Consider the following 19,985-nt stretch of genomic DNA (forward strand, 5'->3'; position numbering starts at 1 on the left):
GTAAAACATTTGGCAAATTGATTGGTCTAACCTACTTCAAAAGGTTGTTGCAATTTTATTTTCTATTATTTTTTGGAGATTTATTTTGTTCAAATTCAAATGATGTGGTAAAATCTTCATTCAATAAAATATAAGCATCAAATTTTTTTCCTGCTTTGCTTTTCAACCCTTTAATAAGAGAGGTTTTCTTTTTATTGATAAGATTTTCAATATCGGCTATAGCGATTTGTATACCACAAACATTGCGAAATTGTATCCAATTGCAAACCTCATCAGGACATTTCACAATTTTATCACGGATAATCAAATGTTGGGCTTTACATTTCGGACAAACCAATTTGGGTAGATTATTTTGGGCAATGGAAGTTTGCAACAATTCATTGGTAATAGATGAAGCGTAGTTTTCCATTTCCTTTTGAAATGTTTCTGCATTCATTTCGTTGTTTTCGATTTTCTGCAAAGCCAATTCCCATTCGGCAGTCATTGCTACGTCTGCAATTTTCCTGTCTTTGACCAATTCATAAACCTGTATTCCCTTTTCAGTTGGTATTAAAGATTTCTTTTCTCGTTGGATATAATTTCGGGTAAATAAGGTTTCTATAATCGAAGCTCTTGTTGCGGGTGTACCGATACCAATATTTTGTAAAGCCTTGCGTTCATCCTCATTTTCTATTTCTTTTCCGGCACTTTCCATAGCCGATAAAAGTCCGGCTTCGGTATAGAGTACAGGTGGTTTGGTTTTCTTTTCGAGAACAGAAGCTTCTTTTATTTTGAGTTCATCGTTCTTATTTAATTCGGGTAAATCCTGTAAAACTTCGGTGTCATCATCGGAGAAATTACCTTTAATGGAACGCCAACCAGCTTCCAGAATTTTACAGCCTTTTGCCGTAAAATCGTAATGCAAAGCTTGTAAATCAACATCAGTAATCTCTTTGATACACGCTTGTGAAAGGGCTTCGAGCAACCGAAAGGCAATCATATCATAAACGGCATTTTCTTTTGCGTTCAGTGCTGACGGGATTTTGTCTGTAACCAATAATCCGTGATGGTCGGTAACACGCAAATCATTCACGATACGTTTATTGAAACGTCCCCATTTCATTTTTGATACGGCTTGCTTGCAGTTTTCCCTGTCCTGCAAAGCCCTCACGAGGTTGGGAATTTCTGCCCACATATCTTCGGGAATATATTTGCTTCCGGTTCTGGGATAAGTGATAAATTTCTTCTCGTAAAGGCTTTGGGCAATATTCAGGGTTTCGTCAGCAGACAAATTCAATTTTTTATTGGCTTCTTTTTGTAATCCTGTCAAGTCAAAAAGTAAAGGCGGTTGCTCTGTTACGTTTCTAATTTCTACCGATTTTATGGTTACAGTTCCGTTTCGTTGAATGGATTTCAAAATATCATCAGCAACTTTTTTGTCTTCCCATTTTTCTGCTGAAATGCTCTCAAAGTCTATTGATGACTTGTTTTGCAGCAATTGTATCTGCCAATAATTCTTAATTGTGAAATTTTTGTTTTCCAGATAGCGTTTGCAAATCAAAGCCAATGTTGGCGTTTGAACTCTTCCGAGCGAATAAATACCATTTCCTGCGGCAATGCTCAATGCTTGTGTTGCATTAATGCCTACCAACCAATCAGCTCGGCTTCTGCCTTGTGCAGACTGAAATAATCCGTCAAATTCCTTTCCTGGTTTTAGTTTTTCAAATCCTTGCTTGATGGCTTTTTCGGTCAACGAACTTATCCAAAGCCGTTCAAACGGTTTGTTGCATTTCAGGTATTCGTAGATGTAACGAAATATCAATTCGCCTTCACGGCCTGCATCGGTTGCTACAATAATGCGTTCACTTTTATTGAAAAGTTGCTCGATAACTTTCAATTGTTTTAATGCTCCTGTATCGACTGCGTAGCCTTTGTCCTTTTTCACTTTCCGAACTGTAAGTAAAAAAGGGTTTGGTAAAATCGGTAATGCTGTTTTGTCAAATCCCGAAATCCCATAATCTTCGGGCATTCCTAAGCCAATTAAATGACCAAATGCCCACGTAACAAAATAGCCGTTACCTGTTATATACCCATCTTTTTTCTCAGTTGCTCCTACAATTCTGGCTATTTCCCTTGCTACGCTTGGTTTTTCTGCAATAATTGTTTTCATACACTGTTACATTTTTCTGCTTTTGGATTTTGCAGGAGTTTTGGGTTTTTCTTGTTGTTCCTGCTGTTGCTTGTTTTTCGGAGATTGCTGACCCGATTTTAAAGGCTCATTGATTTTTTTGGTGGCTTCATTGGTTTTCCCTTCTGAATTGACAGCAGTTTGCGTTTTATGGGTTTCAGTAGGTTTTGCTCTTTCCTTGTATTGATTTGGAAATTCAAAATTTGTTTTACCATCTTCTTTATTGAAAGTGATGTAACCTTGATAAGGCTGTCCTTTTTTGTCTACCAATCCGTCAATGTAGATGGTTTGACCATTTTTAAAATCCTTATGTTGCTCATCGGTCAGTTCCTTACCACGGAAAGTTTTTGGAGCTTCTTGTGCTTGGTTCTGCTGATTGCTTTGTTGATTGTTCTGTCCGTTGCTTTGAGTTTGCTTGTTGGTGTTGCTTCTATCAAACAAAAACTCAACATAACGTTTGTCTGCATTAAACTGAACCGTTGCTGAAAATTCCGTTCCTTTGTTTGAAATCATACCCTCTAAATAAAGCGGTTTACCTTCCAATAATGTTTGTTTTTGGGCATCATTGAGTTTCACGCCTTTAATTTCATCAGGGATTTTTATGAAATCTGTCCGTAGGGCAATAATGTCGTTGGTAAGCCTATCTATACTGATGATGGATGGCATCATTTCGCCTGTTTTGGTGTTTTTTAAATCAACCACACGACCCATATTGCCAGTTGCAAGTAGATTTTTTTTGTCTTCATCGGTAAATTTGTGTCCGAAAAATTCAAAATGTAAGGTTGGTTCTTTTTTGATACCGTGAATTCCCACAACAACTTTTCCATCTTCGGCTTGCTGTAATGAAAGACGGGCATCAGTACGGAGAATTGAACCACCGAGATTAACGCCAATGGGCACAAGTTCGTTGGTCTTGAAGCCTTTTAATAAAGGTTCTAACAGATTTCTTTTTTCTAAAAATTCCTTGCTCAATCCAAGATTATTCATTGTGTCCCAATCAATTTGTTCCGGTTTGTAGCGGTATTCGCTAGTTTCCGCTGCTGTTTGTGTTGTTGCCATATCTTTTTGATTTTCTTGTTTATTATCCTGCTTTATTTCTGTTTTTATTTCGTGTTCTTGCATCACTTTTTCGCCTTCGGGAGTTGGCTTATTTACCTGTTTTTGCATTTCCTGTGCTTTTTCAACTGCGATAGGGGCAGGTACTTTAAAGAATGAAAAATTGGTAGGGTTCTTTAGTTGGCTGAAAAAATTGGAAAAAAAATTGGAAAAAAAATCGCCACCCTTATCCACACGCATAAACTGATTTTCATTTTTCTTGGTGGGGTCAACGGTTTCCATTTTCCCTTTCTCGTCGATACTTTTTACGGCTTGGATTTTCATTTTTTCTTTATCCAGCACTAATAATATGTCCGATAGTTGTTCGGGCATTTCCTGCGTATTTGCTGTTTCTTCGCTCATAATTTGAAAAATTTAAAATTCACTATCGAATGTAAAACAAGCATTTACTGGATTGGTGGAAATGGCATTAAAAGGCAGTATTTGTCATTTATTGGCGTTCATTTATTTAGTAGGAGGATTAAAACTTTCACGAATAAATTGATGTACATCGGAAAGTTTATAGTACAATTTTCCACTAATCGTATAATAAGGCAACTTCCCATTCGAACGATACCGCTGCAGAGAACGATTACTGATTTTAAGCATTTGAAGCAAATCCTGATTGTCCAATAATTCCTCGCCATCTATGCTGTTACGCTTTTTTTGCAACTCATTGATATTATCGCCCAGCATATCGAGGCGACCAATAAGGCGTTCCATCCACGCCAAAAATTCCATTCTATCAATATTCATAGCCATACATTTTATGGTTTCCCCAATTTCAGATTTCTTCCTTTTTCGATATAGCTTTTACCTTTTGCCATAAGTTCCTGCAAAAACTCATCACTACTCTCAATTTCATTTGCATTCAGCATATCTTTAATTGCACCGATGGTGTAGAAATACTGACCGTAGATTTTTGAATAGGCAATCTCGCCTTTGGTACGCATACGCCATAAGGTTTTCTCGCTTAGGCGTAGGTATTGAGATACCTCGTGGTTATTGAGCCACAAGTCATCATAACTTTTATCTTCCAATTTTTTCAGATAATCGGCAATGGCATTAATACTGTTATTTAACTTTAGCCAAGCTTCTTCTTCAATTGTGATTATTTTCATTGCATATCATTTAAAGTTCACTATGCAAAATTGTGAAAGGTGGCAGTGTTTGTCTGCCAATGCTTGCCCATTGGTTTTTGAAGTTTTTTGAAAAATTTCACAATCAAGTAAAACCTTTATCAGACAAGGTTTTTAAGGCATTTTGAATATTTAGTATTGAAGTTTTGGAAGAATTTACCAATTGGCAGATATGGGCAAAAAAAACAGTACTTTTTGAGTACTGCTTAAAATAAAAATATCCCCGAATTAACCTAAAGGTCTTTATCCATATATTCTTCGAGTGACAATTTGAGTTGGTCTAAAAATGCAGTTCGGGAGCCAGCCCTTGTTTTCATCCGGTGGAAAGAGTGATGTATATCATTTAAGGGTGTTTGGAAGAGGACTTGAAAAATCAAAGCTAATTTTCGGATACCAATTTTTCCGTAAGCCACGGAATTTGAAGCATAAAGAGCGTATATCAGTTCAATGAGTGCATTTTGTGAATTTGTCCACGAAATATCCTTGTTGGTTTCTAAATTTTGTAAAAGCGCATCGGGATTTTCTTCAGGATTTATTTTGGAAAGTAAATAAGTATAGATTAGTTCATTGGCAATTATATGGGCTATTTTGTGGTCATAATAGGTTGAGAAAGTTAGGTCAATTTCAAATACACCGCTCTTTAAACCATCGTGATAATTTATGTTTCCAAGTGTGAAATAGCTATGGTCACGGTCTGTTCTATTTGCACGATAATATCTGTAAAAATCTTCGTTGCAGATGTTTTCCTCGTATTCGGTTTTAAGAATTTTCAACTGTTTTTCGTAAAAACTTTGGTACATTTTGCCTTTGCTTGCAGGACAAGTTGTTTCAAGACGAAATACCTTATTGTAATAAATAAGTTTGCCTAAAATTTGCGGTTTAATGTTTTTAAAAAAGTCTATTTCTTGTTGTTCATTCTTAAAACCTGATTTTAAAACATCTGCTTTAATGTTATGCAACATCGTATTTAGAAATAAAGTCATTTGGTAAGCCTCGTCAGACGTCTGCATTATATGAGAAGAAAAAATATTTTCTTGATGCCGAATTTTTAATAATATTTCACTTAATAGGATTTCCATAGCGTAATCGATTTTAGGTTAACATTATTTGTTTTATAATCAAATCTTTGATTATTCAAAATTTGAAAAAAATAATGAAACCATTCCCACAGGTTCCCCCAAGGTGGGAATTTTTTTTTTTGAAGTGAAATTTCAAATACAAAAAAAGGCAGACAAAAAAAATGGACAAAGTGTTAGCCACATTGCCCATTAATCATTAAATTTGTAGTATTGATACAGGGGTAATTCAATGAAATCAAGCGCAGTAAGCACCATTACTAAATCGTTACCAACAGAGTTTTGCACTCTTGTAAGCTACTGTTTATTAGTCAATTTCGACTTGATTAATCTTTTTCTAAAAAAAAATCCAGAAGCTGCTTTTTGGTAATCTCGCCTTTATTAAAACGAATAAGCATTTTCTGGACAGTATCCTCGCTAACCTCTAATTTTTTCCGTAGAATAGGTTGGTATTGTCCAAGATCCTTATCTAATTTATCATAGATGTTATTCTCTTTTATCTGGTATGTTTTATAAAGAAAGTATACCTGTATCCCTACCAGAAGCAGGAATAAGAGAGCAAACGCAGATATAAGCCATTTATAGTTTTTTAGCATAAAGCAAAGATAAAATTTTAGTGAATGCTAAAGATGCATTAACCCATCATTAACCTTTCATTAACCTGATTATTCTCTATTATGTGACATATTTACTGCAAAAAACTTTATGAATCGATTATTATTTTTTTTAATCACAATTATTACTGTCATCTTGCATGCTCAGACCAAACGTTTTATTTATGAATACAGGTATAAACTAGATTCAACAAAGGAGGAATATCAACGGGAAGAAGTTGTACTAGATATTAATCCGGATAACGTGAAGTTTTACGATTATAATTTTTTGGCAGTTGACTCTCTGAATATTCTTCACGGGAATTATAATGAGGGCTATACCAGTATGACAGAACAGGTACTGTTACGCAAAAAAAATTCTTTTCTGAATAACAATTATTTACAAATCTGGATGATGCCTTATTATTATCTTATGCAAACCAAAGACGAAATGAAATGGGATATCTGCAATGATACTAAAGTAGAAAATGGCTTTAATATGCAGAAGGCAACAACTAATTTTGGTGGAAGAAAATGGATTGCATGGTTCACTCAGGATATACCTATTTCCGAAGGCCCTTATAAATTTAGAGGATTACCTGGGCTCATTCTTAAGATAGAAGATGACAGGCATAATTTTATTTATACTTTCTCACGAAATAAAAATCTTCCAAAAACCTTTGATACAAAAAGTTTTGTAGAGAATCATTATGATATGAAACCTGTGCTTGTGACTTTTCCAGCATGGGTAAAGCTAAAAAAAGATTTTTATAATGATCCTTATGCACGGATGAGAGCGGAATTTCAACCTGACTGGAATGTTAATGTTAACGGTCGGAAAATAAAGAGTAAAGAAGAATTTTTAGAGCTTAATACGAGTATGCAAAAGTCTATTAGGGACAATTATTCTAATCCTATAGAACTGGATAAAGCAATTCGGTATTAACCTGCCATTAACCTTTCATTAACCCAATTTCAGGAGTTTTAACTGCATTTTTGCTCTGTAATTCAGACTATATCTGAGTACCTAAGATCATGAAAAAAATAGTATTAGCAATTTGCCTGCTGCCTGTAATGTTATGGGCGCAGCAACAAAAAACAGAAGGCATCGTTACAAATGATAAAAAAGAAAGAATACCACAGGCTAAAGTCTATATATACGACCAGAACAATACCTTACTAAAATCTTTGACAACTGATGAAAAAGGTAGTTTCATTGTAGAAGGAATAGATGTGCAAGAGATAAAAGTAGTAGTAGATGATCTGGAGTATGATAAACTTGAGAAGGTTATAAAACTCAGTGATTTAGGGACTAACCCAAATTTTGTTCTGAAGAGATCTGCGACCGAAATTCAGGAAGTGTCTATGACCAAGCAAAAGCCAGTGGTGAAAAGAAAGATTGACAGATTGGAATTTAATGTTGAAAATAGTAATATTTCCAGTCTTAATGGCTGGGAGATTCTGAAGAAAACACCGGGAGTTGTATTTTCTAATGATGCTTTTAAAATTAAAGGAAGTTCTGCCATTCTGGTTACCATCAACGATAAAAAAGTATCACTTTCCAGTGAAGAACTAAAAAGCCTGTTAGAAAATACTCAGGGCAGCGATGTGAAGTCTGTAGAAGTTATTACCAATCCACCCGCTAAATATGAAGCTTCCGGAAGTGCTGTTCTGAATATTGTTCTGAAACAAAATAAACTGGAAGGATATCGTGGTTATATTTCGGGTAAATATGTACAGTCTATTTATCCAAAAGGAGTAGGAACAATTGCACAATATTATAAAAAGGGCAAAATTTCGGCTATGGCCAGTTACTCCCATGGAGCCGGAGCTTATTATCGGGAGGAGTCCAATTATATTTACTATCCGGAAGATCAGACTACATGGCGTGGTATTATGAACCGGAAGGATATTAACAACAGCCAGAATACGGTAAATTCCAGTTTAGAATATACACCAGATGATAAGACTACATTTACTTTAAGTTATCGTGGATATTTTTCACCCAAATCTGCAGGACTTTACTTTGTCCCCAATACCATATACAACGCTCAAAATGTTGCTGAGTCCTATTACAATACTATTAACGACCATAATAGCCGGAATATAAATAACAATGTAAGTTTTCAGGTGGAAAGAAAGTTTGATAACAGTACATTGTCGTTAACGACTTATTACATTACCAGCAATTATAAAAAATATGAAAATGTTCTTACAGACCTCAACTTTGCCAATCAACCGCCATCTGCACAAAATTTTATCAGTAATAACTGGCAGGATGTAAAGCTTTTCTCTCAGCAGGTGGATTATGGATGGAAAAAAGACAAATGGGAATTGGAAGCAGGAGGTAAATATAGTTTGGTTAAAACCACGAGTACTTTGGATTTTTCTGACGATGAAAACGGAAAGTTAGTTTACCGTCCGGATAAAAGTAATATTTTCAACTATACAGAAGGCTATATTGCAGCCTATGCATCGGCTTCCTTAAATTTGAAAAAATGGGCATTTAAAGCCGGTTTGAGAACTGAGAATACAAACCTGAACGGTGTTGTTTCTACACCTTATGAAAAGAATACCAATGATTACTGGAAGCTTTTTCCTACGGCTTATGTACAATATACAACTGATGACAAGCAGCAGTTTGGACTTTCTTATGGCAAAAGAATTAGCAGACCTTCTTATTCCTGGCTGAATCCCGCTAAGTCATATTATAATCTGTTTTCTTATTTTCAAGGGGACCCTAAGCTGAAAGCTACCATTTCACATAACCTTAGCTTTACCTATAATGTTAAAGACTGGAATTTCGAAGTTTATTACAGGAAAGATATTGATCCATCTATGGAAATCTCTTATCAGGTACCACAAACTAATACTTTGGTATTTCATTATACCAATATTCAGAAAGCAAATGCATTTGGTGCCAGTTTGTACAAAAACTTTCAATTGAAACCTTGGTGGACACTTAGTGTTTCGGAAGATTTTAGCTATAATGAAAACTACTTCTTTGGACAAGATCAGCAATTATATGAGAATAAAATTTACAATCTGAATTCTACTATATCTACGAGCTTTACATTGCAAAAAGCTTCGGATTGGACATTAGAAATTGGACATCAGTATTACTCGCCAGCAATTCAGGGAACGTTCAGAATTTCTGGTGCCTGGGAAGCTTATCTGGTAACCAATCGCAAATTCTTTGATAAAAAGCTTGAAGCAAGTTTATTCTTCCTCGATATCTTCAAAACATCAAAGCAAAAAATAGCGACTAAATACGCCAATCAGGACAACTATTTTATCGATTACAGAGATACACAACAGTTCGTTCTTCAGTTAAAATATAATTTTGGAAATCAAAAAGTAAAAGGAACCAAAGCGATAAAGAAAACTGATGAACAGAACAGAATGTAACATATTGCAAGAGAGATAAAAATCAGGTTTACCAATACTCAGATATTCCGTAAATTTAACACATCAAATAAATTGCAGTATATTATGAGTACTACGGGGATTCTGATCGATGAAAAAGAAAAGGTTAATTGGGAAGATGTTTTTCTGGATGAAGAAAACAGGAGAGAGCTTAATCAGCTGATGAAAGAGTTTACCTATATCGACGAACTGAAAAAATACAATCTCCCTGTAAACAATAAAGTTCTTTTACACGGTTATTCAGGGTGTGGTAAAACTACTACTGCAAAAGCTATTGCCACATCACTGAAGAAACCTTTGTATATACTGGATCTTAGTAATTTTATTTCATCCAGAATAGGAGATACTGCCAAAAATATAAGACTGATTTTTGATAAAGTAAATCGGGAGAATGCAGTATTATTTCTGGATGAATTCGATCATATTGGAAAGATGCGGGGCAATGATGATAAAGATGTTGGGGAGATGCGCCGTTTGGTAAACAGTATTATCCAGATGGTAGATAACTTCTCCGAGAAAGCACTCCTAATTGCGGCAACCAATCATATCGATATTCTGGATGTTGCACTCATCAGGCGTTTCCAGCTTAGAATAAGTTTTGCGATGCCTTCCGAAGAAGAATTGGATAGTTACTACGACTTTCTATTGTCCAAATTCCCTGAAGAATTACAGGTTGTATCCAGGCGTTACGGAATTTCCTTCGCCGAAGCCCGGGATTATATTTTTACAGAGATTAAGTCTAATCTTATCAACGAGCTGGAAGGTAAAAATAAACCAGTAATAAGCCAATAATATAATCTGAAAAGTTCATCATATTCTTAAGTGTGTTTTTTTGTATTTTAGAGAAATTATAAACTAACACATTGATGCCCGATCAGGATAAAAGCATAAAAAGAAGTAAAGAGATTCTCACCAGTTATTTTGTATTTCTGGATCAACATATAGACGATGTTGTCCAAGGGAGAGTGCCCGAATTTATGGAACTTAATCAGATAGCCCGCGAATTGGCTGTTTCGCATCAACATCTGTCGGATACTATCCAGCTGGAGACCGGACACCATCCATGTCATTTTTATGACGAGAAGATTATAGATCAGGCAAAGAAACTTTTAAAAGAAACAAAAGCGTCTATTGCTCAGGTAGCCATACAGCTTACATATGATCCATCCAACTTTTCCAAATTCTTCAAAAAGTGGACAGGGCAAACACCCGGAAATTTCCGAAAGGGTATATCAGGTTAAGAACCTGTTTAGATTATTTTGAATTAAAATTTATACAGTCTCTTAATAGTATCCGAATAATAAATACAATGTTTTTAGATTTCTTTTGTTCATAAAGCTCCTTTGTAGAAGTATTTTCCTTAATTTTGATACTTATCCGTAAATTTTAAAAATGAGAAAAATATTTTTCAGCATAGCTTTGCTGGGAATGTTGGGGCAGGCTACAGCTCAGGAGTTGTACATGCCAAGAAACATTAAGAAAGCTTATGCCAATGGTACCCGTGATTTGTCGGGAGCACCCGGTAAAAATTACTGGCAGAATAAAGGAATTTATGATATTCAGATAAAAGTAAATGCAGATACCAAAATTGTTTCCGGCAGCGAAACTATTTTGTATGACAATAATAGCCCGGATCAGCTTGATATTTTGGCAATTCGTTTTGTGAATAACATGCACAAGCCACAATCGCCACGCTCAGGATTTGTATCGAAAGATTTCCTGAGTTCGGGACTGAAAATAAAATCATTCAGTGTAAATGGTGAAAGTTATAATATTGATAGTGATGATTGGAGTACTGTAGAAGCGGTAAAGCTGAATAAACCATTAGCATCTAAGGCCAAAGCTGAAATAAAAATAGAGTGGGAGTACCCACTTTCTGTACAGAGTGGCAGAGAAGGACAGATAGACCCAAATACCTTTTATGTAGCTTATTCTTATCCAAGAGTATCTGTTTATGATGACTACAACGGTTGGGACTTTATTCAGCATTCTGACAGACAGGAGTTTTACAATGATTTCAATGACTATAGTTTCGCTATTTCAGCGCCTAAAAACTATGTTGTATGGTCTACAGGAGATTTCCTGAATCCGGAAGAGGTGTTGCAGCCAGAATATTTGAAGCGCTTTAAAGAATCTCTGAAGAGCGATAAAATAATACATGTTGCCAACGAAGCCGAGATGAAATCCGGGAAGGTTACGAAGCAGAATGATTGGAATGTATGGAGGTTTAAAGCAAACCACATCTCTGATTTCTGTTTTGCACTAAGTAACCATTATGTATGGGATGCTTCCAGTGTGCAGCTGAAAACAAAAAGGGTAAGTGTACAGGCTGGCTACAAAGCCGGAGCAAAAGATTTTGAACAATATACAGGCTGGATGCGCTACAACATCGACTGGTTTTCCAAAAACTGGCCGGGGGTAGAATATCCTTATCCGGTAATGACGGCTATTCAAGGGTATGCAGATATGGAATACCCGATGATGATTAATGACAGTACGGTTCCGGATAATTTTCAGGATGCCCGTCTGACAGCTGATCATGAAATTGCACATACCTATTTCCCTTTCTATATGGGGATTAATGAAACCCGTTATGCATATATGGATGAAGGTTGGGCAACAACACTGGAATACCTTATCGGAATTGATGAAAACGGAAAAGAGGCTGCAGATACCTTCTATAAAAATTTCAGAACAAAAAGATGGATTACCAGTCCTGCAACCGAACAGGATCAGCCATTAATTACAATGAGTACACAGGTTTCAGGAGCAGGATACGGAAATAACTCTTATGTGAAGTCTTCTTTATCTTATTTGGCACTGAAAGAATATCTGGGTGATGCTTTATTCAAAAAAGCACTTCATCATTATATGGATAACTGGAATGGCAAACATCCTATACCTTGGGATTATTTCTATTCCATGAATGCGGGGTCCGGAAAAGATCTTACCTGGTTTTGGAACAACTGGTTCTATAGTAATAATTACATAGATCTGAAGATTTCTGATGCTACACAGCAAAATAACAAGCTGAACATCAATATAGATAATGTAGGTGGTTTTGCAGTGCCATTCGATGCTGTAGTAACCTATACAGACGGAACCAAAGAAAATAAGCGTTTCACACCTGCAGTATGGGAGAAAGACCAAAAGAAAACCACTCTAGAACTTCCGATAAAAAAGCAGGTAAAATCTGTTAATTTGGATGGTGGCATCTTTATGGATTATACACCTCAGGATAATCTAAAGATATTTTAATCATTTTATAATATTAAAAGTATGAAGAAGCTTTTTTTAGTTTTTATTGCAACCGGGTTATTAGGGAAACTAAGTGCACAGAAGCATACAAAGGCTGATATATGGTCTGGTTATTATGGGGTATATGCAATAAAAGACAGTTTGATGAAGGCTTCGGATACTTTAGTCATAGAACGAATCGCAGATGCAAAAGCTGATGAGGTAGCAGCAAGATATGAATCCGATTTAGCACGTTGGGCAATTACATCAACAAAAGAAGGTAAAAAGGACCAGACTGTAATAAGGCGTTTTTTGTTCGTTCCGGAAGATAAAGAAGATCAGTATAAAGAATTTGGCTGGACAGAATTATACCGAAACGGGAAAATGAATTGTATAGATGGCAATCATTTTTTTATTTGTCAGACAGAGCCCAAAACAAAGGTTAGGTTTAATGATAAAGAAGAGTTTTATACCAGAACCGGAATTTTTGGAATATGGCTGCATTACGGAATTGTAGATCTTAAAAAACTGAAATAAACTCTTGTATAAAATAAAAACAACCCGAAGAATTTCTTCGGGCTGTTTTTTGTAAAATGCTTCCCATTCGTACTTCGTATTCAAATTTCATACTTGATAGATGTCATTTAGAAAGAATCCAAGGGATTTAATGGTTAAATTTGTTTACCTAAATAAAAGTAAAGTATGAAAAAACAAGTCTTTCTTATTGCATTATTAGCTTTTGCAGCTTTTTCATGTTCGAAAAAAGAAACTCCTGTAGAAAAGGAAAGCAATACCATGTTGGAAGAACCTAAAGTAACCGTAGAACAGCAGGATGCAAAAGTAAGTGTTGCTACACCAGAGAGCGGACTGGAGTTTATTAACGCTTCCGACTGTCGTACCTGCCATGCTGATGATACTAAACTTATTGGTCCTGCTTATAAAGATGTTGCAGCTAAATATGAGAATACAGAAGCCAACAGAAAAATGCTTGCAGAAAAAATAATAAAAGGAGGACAAGGTGTTTGGGGAGAGATTCCGATGGCGCCACACGCAGATCTTACACAGGCCCAGGCAGAAGCTATGGCTATGTATGTTCTTAGTCTTAAGAAGTAAACATTACAATCCATATATTATTGTGCCGGGAGCTAGTCTTCCGGCTTTTTATTGACTTAAATTTAAGATCACAATTAATAAACTAGAAAAAACTAATAATGACAGATTATAACAACGATAACGAAATTCTGAGAAGGATAGAACTAGAAAGCTTTTCTAATCGGATTGCTTTTGATATGGGCGTAAAAATTATCGATTTGGCTAAAAGCCGTAATCAACATATAGCTGTGGAAATTTGCAGACTGAACCAAACTGTATTTCTGTATGTAGATGATACACTTCCGGTGGACAAGCATAACTGGTTGAGAAGAAAAGCAAATATTGCCAGACAATTTGAAGAAAGCTCACTTAGTGTGAAAAATGACCTGAAAGAAGGTAGTATGAATTTAGAAAAGACTTTTGGATTGGATGGAAAAGATTTCCTGGCGAAAGGCGGGGCAATCCCAATTTTTGTAAAGAATGCGGGAATGATAGCCGTTGTAACAGTGTCGGGACTTCATGATGAAGAGGATCATAATATCATTATAGAAGCTCTGAAGGGAAGTTATCTGTAGATTATTGTGCTTTTAAGAAACTAAAGATCAGGATAACAAAAAGCAAAACAGCTTTATTATCATATTATCTGATGAAACACTGTTATATTTTTTAAATAATCCTTAATTTTGCAGACTGTTAAATATAACCTATTATGCAACAACTTACAGAGCAAGAAATCATCCGCAGAGAAAAACTGCAACAGCTGAGACAGATGGGGATCGAGCCTTATCCGGCAGCGGAATTTGAAGTAAACACAAATACGCAGGAGATAAAGGACAAGTACGAGGATGGTAAGAAGGTGAAGTTGGCAGGGCGCTTGATGAGTGTTCGTATTATGGGGAAAGCTTCATTCGCAGAGCTTCAGGATAGCGAAGGACGTGTGCAGATTTATGTGTCACGTGATGACGTTTCCAGTACAGAAGAGGCAGTGGAGTACAATACCGTTTTCAAAAAACTTTTAGATATTGGTGACTTTATCGGGATTGAAGGATACCTGTTCAAAACACAGGTAGGTGAAATTTCCGTACATGTAACCAAATTTACCCTTTTATCAAAAACATTACGTCCACTACCAGTTGTAAAAACTGATGAAGATGGAAAAATTCACGATGCATTCGTAGATCCGGAATTACGTTACCGTATGCGTTATGTAGATTTAGCTGTGAATCCACACGTTAAAGATATTTTCATCAAGAGAACTAAATTATTCAACGCTATGCGTGGTTTCTTCAACGACAAAGGATACTTTGAGGTTGAAACTCCGGTATTACAGTCTATCCCTGGTGGAGCAGCTGCAAGACCATTTATTACGCATCACAATGCATTGGATATTCCTTTATATCTGCGTATTGCAAACGAATTATACCTGAAGAGACTTATCGTTGGAGGTTTTGATGGCGTTTATGAGTTTTCTAAAAACTTCCGTAACGAAGGAATGGACAGAACTCACAATCCGGAATTTACCGCTATGGAAATTTATGTAGCTTATAAAGACTACAACTGGATGATGGATTTCACAGAGAAATTATTAGAGCACTGTGCTATTGCAGTAAACGGAACTTCTAAAGCGAAGTTTGGTGAACATGAAATTGACTTCAAAGCACCATATCCGAGAGTATCTATGACTGAAGCTATTCAGAAATATACAGGATATGATATTACCGGGAAAACTGAAGAAGAACTTCGTGCTTTTGCTAAATCTATTGGTTTGGAGGTTGACGAAACAATGGGGAAAGGAAAACTTATCGATGAAATCTTCGGTGAGAAATGTGAAGGTAACTTTATTCAGCCAACATTCATTACAGACTATCCTGTAGAGATGTCTCCGCTGACTAAAAAGCACAGAAGTCAGGAAGGCTTAACCGAGCGTTTCGAGCTTATGGTTTGTGGTAAGGAGATTGCTAACGCTTATTCAGAGCTTAATGATCCAATCGATCAGAGAGAGCGTTTTGAAGATCAGCTTAGACTTTCTGAGAAAGGTGATGATGAAGCAGGTCAGTTTATCGACGAGGACTTCCTTAGAGCTTTAGAATATGGTATGCCGCCAACTTCAGGTTTAGGAATCGGTATGGACAGATTAATTATGTTCCTTACTAATAATCCATCTATTCAAGAGGTATTATTCTTCCCGCAAATGCGCCCGGAGAAAACAGAACCTAAATTAGAGCTAAATGAAGATGAAAAAGCGATTATCGAAATCGTAAGCGCTAGTGAAGACGCAACAGCATTAGCTGAAGTTAAAGATAAGAGCCAGTTATCCGGTAAGAAATGGGATAAAGCTATCAAGAACCTTACAAAAAACAACTTAGTGAAAGTTGAAAAAGTAGATGAGGTTTTATTGATTAAAATGGTTTAATACTATAACAATACAATTACAAGCCGGAAGAATATCTTCCGGCTTTTTTATGCCTTATTAATATACCCTTGTGAGATTAATCCTTAGTGTTATACTTGCCTTGACATTTTTATAAGAATACTTCGCTCATCCACATTATCTATTCTGCAATACAGCGAACACTATTGCCAAATGAGCCGTATAGGGCTTTATCCATGAGAATCCCTGTTTCGGAACTCATAAAATTACTGGCATAAGAGCTGCTGGCCCAGTAATAGCCACCGTAGCCACGGTATCTAAGACTACCGTTAGTTGATTCCCGAAAACCTGCATTGGGAAAGGTAAGTTGGATCTCTGGAGCTTTTTTACTACGAAAAACCTTTGCCGCTCCGTAGTTTGCAGCCGATGTCTCAAAACTTCCTACATCATTTTGTACCGTATTGTTGATCAATGTCCTGAGATCTGAGTGGGTAGGTACACGGAAACCTCCGACACAAGGATCATTAGAGGTTTTTATCGGACGATCTTCCGTTCCGTTGTTCCATCCTTTATTATTTGTATTATTTGTTCTGTTCCAATTAGAAATCGATCCGTCATATGTATCAGCATCGGCTACTGTAAACTGGTAGCCCCATTGATAATAGCTTCCATGAACTTCCTTTCTGAGTACATCGGGATTATTGACAGTCGGGTTTTTGTTGGCAACGCCTTCATTGTAACGTGCCCATTTGTATCCCCCGATCACAGCATAGATCCCTGTACCTTTGGTTACGGTATTTCCGTTGACATCGGTATACCTGTCGCTATTAAACTTTAGTTTCAGTGTATAAAACCTGCCGGGTTCCAAACCTGCTTTGGCAGGTCCGTCTATGCTGATGTTAACAGGAGATCTGTTAACGTCTTTACCTATAGCAATAGCTCCGACAGGGATCGTAATGGTTGTTTTATAGGCTGTTTCGCCTCCGGTATTGATGATAAATGTTTGTGCAGTAGTGCTGATCCCGGGAATAGAAGCTTCGCCGGAGTTTGTTCCGGTAACAGAACCATTTTTAAGGCTGATCTTTGTCGAAGAATAAAAGTTATTGATCTTCCCGGTAAAACCACCTGTCGTATTATTGTTCAGTGCATAGCTGCCTTTAATGTAGTCCGGTTGTCCGGGAGTTCCTTTTGCATCGGTATTTTCTACACTAATGCTGATCCTGCTGAATTGGTGTTTCAGTACTACATCCAATACTGTATTCCCTCCTGACAGCAGTACATTTTCGTTGATGGCATACATAAGATCGGTACCGGATTCTTTGCCGTCTAGTCCATTCAGGTTAAGAACTGCAGAATCTAAATTATCGGTGGGGACCACAGGAGGATCAGCTGTTGTATTCAGAGAATAGGTAACAAAGGTGTAACGTTGACCTCCAACCAGGTTGAGGTTAGCAAAAAACTTTTGTCCTTTATCAGATACATTACCCACTTCCTGTCCCAGGTAGGTACCATCCTGTCTATAGACTATTACACGGTATTTTACATTTACACCAAGACTAAATACGCTCGCTTTGGAAGTTGAAGAGGACAATACTGATGAATAGTGTATTTTGGAAATGAAAGGGGAGAATCCTGACGTAATGCTGAATGGTCCGGAATTGATTTTTTCCTCTCTGTTGATCACAGCATTCCTGAAATTGCTGTTTACTGAAGCCTGATAGTCCATATCGAAGCCTCCCTCAGTAATGTTAAAACTTATACTATGCCCGTTGTTAGAAATATTACGATCTGTATCGGTACCTCGGCATGAAATTGCAAATAGAAATAGTCCCACAAGAAACGAAAGTTTTAAAACTTTGTTCATTATTTTTTTGTTTTAATTATGAATTTAGAAATATGAATAAGTGCTCATCCTACATCATCTATTCTCAATAGTGAAGTGGTTAATACTAAATAACCTGTGTAATAATTAATTCCACCATTCTCCTTCCGGTTCACCTGTTCCGGCACTTCCACCATCTACCCATGGGTCTTCCTGTATACCACTCGTTCCGCCGGGCTGTATAGTAGAGCCTGTAGCAATTCCATATTCCATCTCTATATAGGAAACTTCAATTTTAGGCGGAATATAAACTCTCTTTTTTTCATTATTCTCTGTATTGTGTTCATTCATTATATATTTTTCTTTTATATACAAAAATTTGTTTCAGTACTATTCGTACTGAAACCATACATACTGATTTAGAATAAATTAATTGTTGTGAAGTTGCTTTATTTTTTTTAAGGTATTTTTATAAATTGATGTAAATGTAAAGGATAAATAAACACGATAATATGACAGAATTCTGTCATTTTTTAGGCTGAAAAACTATTCAATACACTTCTCGATGTAATTTTTAAGAAAGACAATCTTCGTCACTTCGGGCACAAAGTGAAGTGTATCGATAAGTCTGGTTTAAACACAAAGAAAAGATCACAAATCTTTCTGTTGGGTATTTCCAACTTTTCTAGGCTTATGAAGGTTTAAAACCCTTACAAGGATAGATAATATCACTCTGAGCAAAGAGTGGCATGTATTATAACGAACTCATGTTATCAGATATGAGAGACTAAACCTAAATTATCTTAACTTCTTAATGGTTTATTTCATCATTTAGAAATTAAGTTTATTAAGGTATCAATATAGTATTAAATTGTAGGGCTTAGTAGATAGTAAATGCTAATATAACTATACCAATCTGAATGTATTCGAAGAGTTTTTATATTCCAAAGTAGTTTTGTGTAATGATTGATTTTTATATCTTTGAACTATGAAAACCTCCGAAACTTTACAGGAATTTTATACCAGAACATTGCCCGGAAAAGATGTTTCCAAACTCTTGTGCTGTCCGGGGGTAGGTCATGTCAATATTTTCTCCAGAGAAAGTTGTGCCAGAGTCACACCATATAGCCGCAGAGATTATTATAAGATCTCTTTAATTATAGGTGAGGGCAAACTACACTATGCCGACAGATGGATTTGTATAGACCGTCCTGCACTGCTTTTCTCGAGTCCGTTAATTCCTTATTCATGGGAAGCCACTTCTGAAGATCAGAGCGGATGGTTCTGCCTTTTTACTGAACATTTTCTGAAAAATGGCAATATGGGAAACATTCAGGATTCCAACTTTTATAAGATAGGAGGTGAGCCTGTATTCTTTTTGAATGACGATCAGGTGAAATCTGTAGAACTTCTTTTCTCCAGAATAAAAGAAGAAATAGATGCTGATTACGTTCACAAATATGATGTTATTCGTAACTATCTGCAGCTTCTGGTGCATGAAGCTATGAAAATGAGCCCGGCACAATCTTATGAACGATATAATAATGCTTCACAGAGAGTAGCTTCACTCTTTATGGATCTTATGGAAAGACAATATCCTATTGATGGAACAGCCAACCCTCTGAGACTAAAATCTGCGGTAGATTATGCCCAAAACCTCAATATTCATGTTAATTCTCTCAACAGAGCGTTGAAAACGGTTACCGGAAAAACAACTTCGGAATTAATAGCCAACAGAATTGTTCAGGAAGCTAAAGCTTTATTAAATCATACCGACTGGAACATCAATGAAATTGCTTTCTGCCTTGGCTTCGATGACTCAGCTTATTTTACCAATTTCTTCAGAAAACAGACTCGCTTATCGCCTGTAGCTTACAGAAGTAAAGTTGTTTGAATTTTACAATTTTTAGTTTGAATACTTTATACGCTCCCCAGTGAGTGCTACTTAACTTTGTGTTGTTAAATTA

General features: G+C 36.2%; 18 protein-coding genes. 10 read left to right on the plus strand and 8 right to left on the minus strand.

The features are described from left to right. Positions 1-55: 55 nt before the first annotated feature. The 6 genes from AYC65_RS06415 to AYC65_RS06440 all read right to left on the minus strand — a co-directional run bounded on the left by AYC65_RS06415 (position 56) and on the right by AYC65_RS06440 (position 6,073). Positions 56-2,149, minus strand: coding sequence for a type IA DNA topoisomerase (locus AYC65_RS06415; protein WP_078674556.1), 2,094 nt, complete (start codon positions 2,147-2,149; stop codon positions 56-58). Positions 2,150-2,155: 6 nt separating this feature from the next. After that, positions 2,156-3,625, minus strand: a complete 1,470-nt coding sequence (locus AYC65_RS06420; protein WP_078674555.1) for a DUF3945 domain-containing protein — start codon at positions 3,623-3,625, stop codon at positions 2,156-2,158. Positions 3,626-3,727: 102 nt separating this feature from the next. Next, entirely contained in the window at positions 3,728-4,018 is a 291-nt protein-coding gene (locus AYC65_RS06425) for a helix-turn-helix domain-containing protein (RefSeq protein WP_074230273.1), read from the minus strand. 11 nt (positions 4,019-4,029) lie between these two features. After that, the gene (locus AYC65_RS06430; RefSeq protein ID WP_078674554.1) at positions 4,030-4,383 is read right to left on the minus strand and encodes a helix-turn-helix domain-containing protein; all 354 of its coding nucleotides are present in this window, start codon (positions 4,381-4,383) and stop codon (positions 4,030-4,032) included. A gap of 251 nt (positions 4,384-4,634) precedes the next feature. Beyond that, positions 4,635-5,480, minus strand: a complete 846-nt coding sequence (locus tag AYC65_RS06435; protein ID WP_078674553.1) for an RteC domain-containing protein — start codon at positions 5,478-5,480, stop codon at positions 4,635-4,637. A 323-nt stretch (positions 5,481-5,803) separates the two neighbouring features. Continuing rightward, positions 5,804-6,073, minus strand: coding sequence for a hypothetical protein (locus AYC65_RS06440; RefSeq protein WP_078674552.1), 270 nt, complete (start codon positions 6,071-6,073; stop codon positions 5,804-5,806). A 109-nt stretch (positions 6,074-6,182) separates the two neighbouring features. On the opposite strand from AYC65_RS06440, the gene AYC65_RS06445 reads away from it, so the two are divergent. The 9 genes from AYC65_RS06445 (at position 6,183) to lysS (ending at position 16,238) form a co-directional block, all read left to right on the plus strand. Next, positions 6,183-7,016, plus strand: a complete 834-nt coding sequence (locus AYC65_RS06445; protein ID WP_034870209.1) for a GLPGLI family protein — start codon at positions 6,183-6,185, stop codon at positions 7,014-7,016. Between the two features lie 89 nt (positions 7,017-7,105). Continuing rightward, on the plus strand, positions 7,106-9,478 hold the full coding sequence (locus AYC65_RS06450; protein WP_034870210.1) for an outer membrane beta-barrel family protein: 2,373 nt from the start codon (positions 7,106-7,108) through the stop codon (positions 9,476-9,478). 84 nt (positions 9,479-9,562) lie between these two features. Then, the gene (locus tag AYC65_RS06455) at positions 9,563-10,288 is read left to right on the plus strand and encodes an AAA family ATPase (RefSeq protein WP_034870211.1); all 726 of its coding nucleotides are present in this window, start codon (positions 9,563-9,565) and stop codon (positions 10,286-10,288) included. A gap of 74 nt (positions 10,289-10,362) precedes the next feature. After that, positions 10,363-10,737: a helix-turn-helix domain-containing protein gene (locus AYC65_RS06460; RefSeq protein WP_034870212.1), complete on the plus strand. Its 375-nt coding sequence runs from the start codon at positions 10,363-10,365 to the stop codon at positions 10,735-10,737. Positions 10,738-10,888: 151 nt separating this feature from the next. Continuing rightward, positions 10,889-12,754 (plus strand): M1 family metallopeptidase, encoded by a 1,866-nt coding sequence (locus AYC65_RS06465; protein ID WP_034870213.1) that lies wholly within the window; start codon positions 10,889-10,891, stop codon positions 12,752-12,754. 21 nt (positions 12,755-12,775) lie between these two features. Next, a complete protein-coding gene (locus AYC65_RS06470) occupies positions 12,776-13,270 on the plus strand; it encodes a hypothetical protein (protein WP_034870214.1) in 495 nt (164 codons plus the stop codon). A gap of 165 nt (positions 13,271-13,435) precedes the next feature. Then, the gene (locus tag AYC65_RS06475) at positions 13,436-13,846 is read left to right on the plus strand and encodes a c-type cytochrome (protein ID WP_034870215.1); all 411 of its coding nucleotides are present in this window, start codon (positions 13,436-13,438) and stop codon (positions 13,844-13,846) included. A gap of 98 nt (positions 13,847-13,944) precedes the next feature. Continuing rightward, entirely contained in the window at positions 13,945-14,400 is a 456-nt protein-coding gene (locus AYC65_RS06480) for a heme-degrading domain-containing protein (RefSeq protein WP_034870216.1), read from the plus strand. A gap of 134 nt (positions 14,401-14,534) precedes the next feature. Continuing rightward, positions 14,535-16,238 carry a lysine--tRNA ligase gene (lysS, locus tag AYC65_RS06485; protein ID WP_034870217.1) on the plus strand — a complete coding sequence of 568 codons (1,704 nt, stop codon included), beginning with the start codon at positions 14,535-14,537 and terminating at the stop codon, positions 16,236-16,238. Positions 16,239-16,377: 139 nt separating this feature from the next. Here the strand turns inward: lysS and AYC65_RS06490 are convergent, their stop codons facing one another. Both AYC65_RS06490 and AYC65_RS06495 read right to left on the minus strand, forming a co-directional pair. Next, on the minus strand, positions 16,378-18,060 hold the full coding sequence (locus tag AYC65_RS06490) for a hypothetical protein (RefSeq protein ID WP_052114711.1): 1,683 nt from the start codon (positions 18,058-18,060) through the stop codon (positions 16,378-16,380). A 105-nt stretch (positions 18,061-18,165) separates the two neighbouring features. Continuing rightward, positions 18,166-18,369, minus strand: a complete 204-nt coding sequence (locus AYC65_RS06495) for a hypothetical protein (protein ID WP_034870218.1) — start codon at positions 18,367-18,369, stop codon at positions 18,166-18,168. A 637-nt stretch (positions 18,370-19,006) separates the two neighbouring features. On the opposite strand from AYC65_RS06495, the gene AYC65_RS06500 reads away from it, so the two are divergent. Next, positions 19,007-19,912 carry a helix-turn-helix domain-containing protein gene (locus AYC65_RS06500; RefSeq protein ID WP_034870219.1) on the plus strand — a complete coding sequence of 302 codons (906 nt, stop codon included), beginning with the start codon at positions 19,007-19,009 and terminating at the stop codon, positions 19,910-19,912. The last annotated feature ends 73 nt before the right edge of the window (positions 19,913-19,985 follow it).

The organism is Elizabethkingia bruuniana, from assembly GCF_002024805.1.
GTDB classification, from domain to species: domain Bacteria; phylum Bacteroidota; class Bacteroidia; order Flavobacteriales; family Weeksellaceae; genus Elizabethkingia; species Elizabethkingia bruuniana.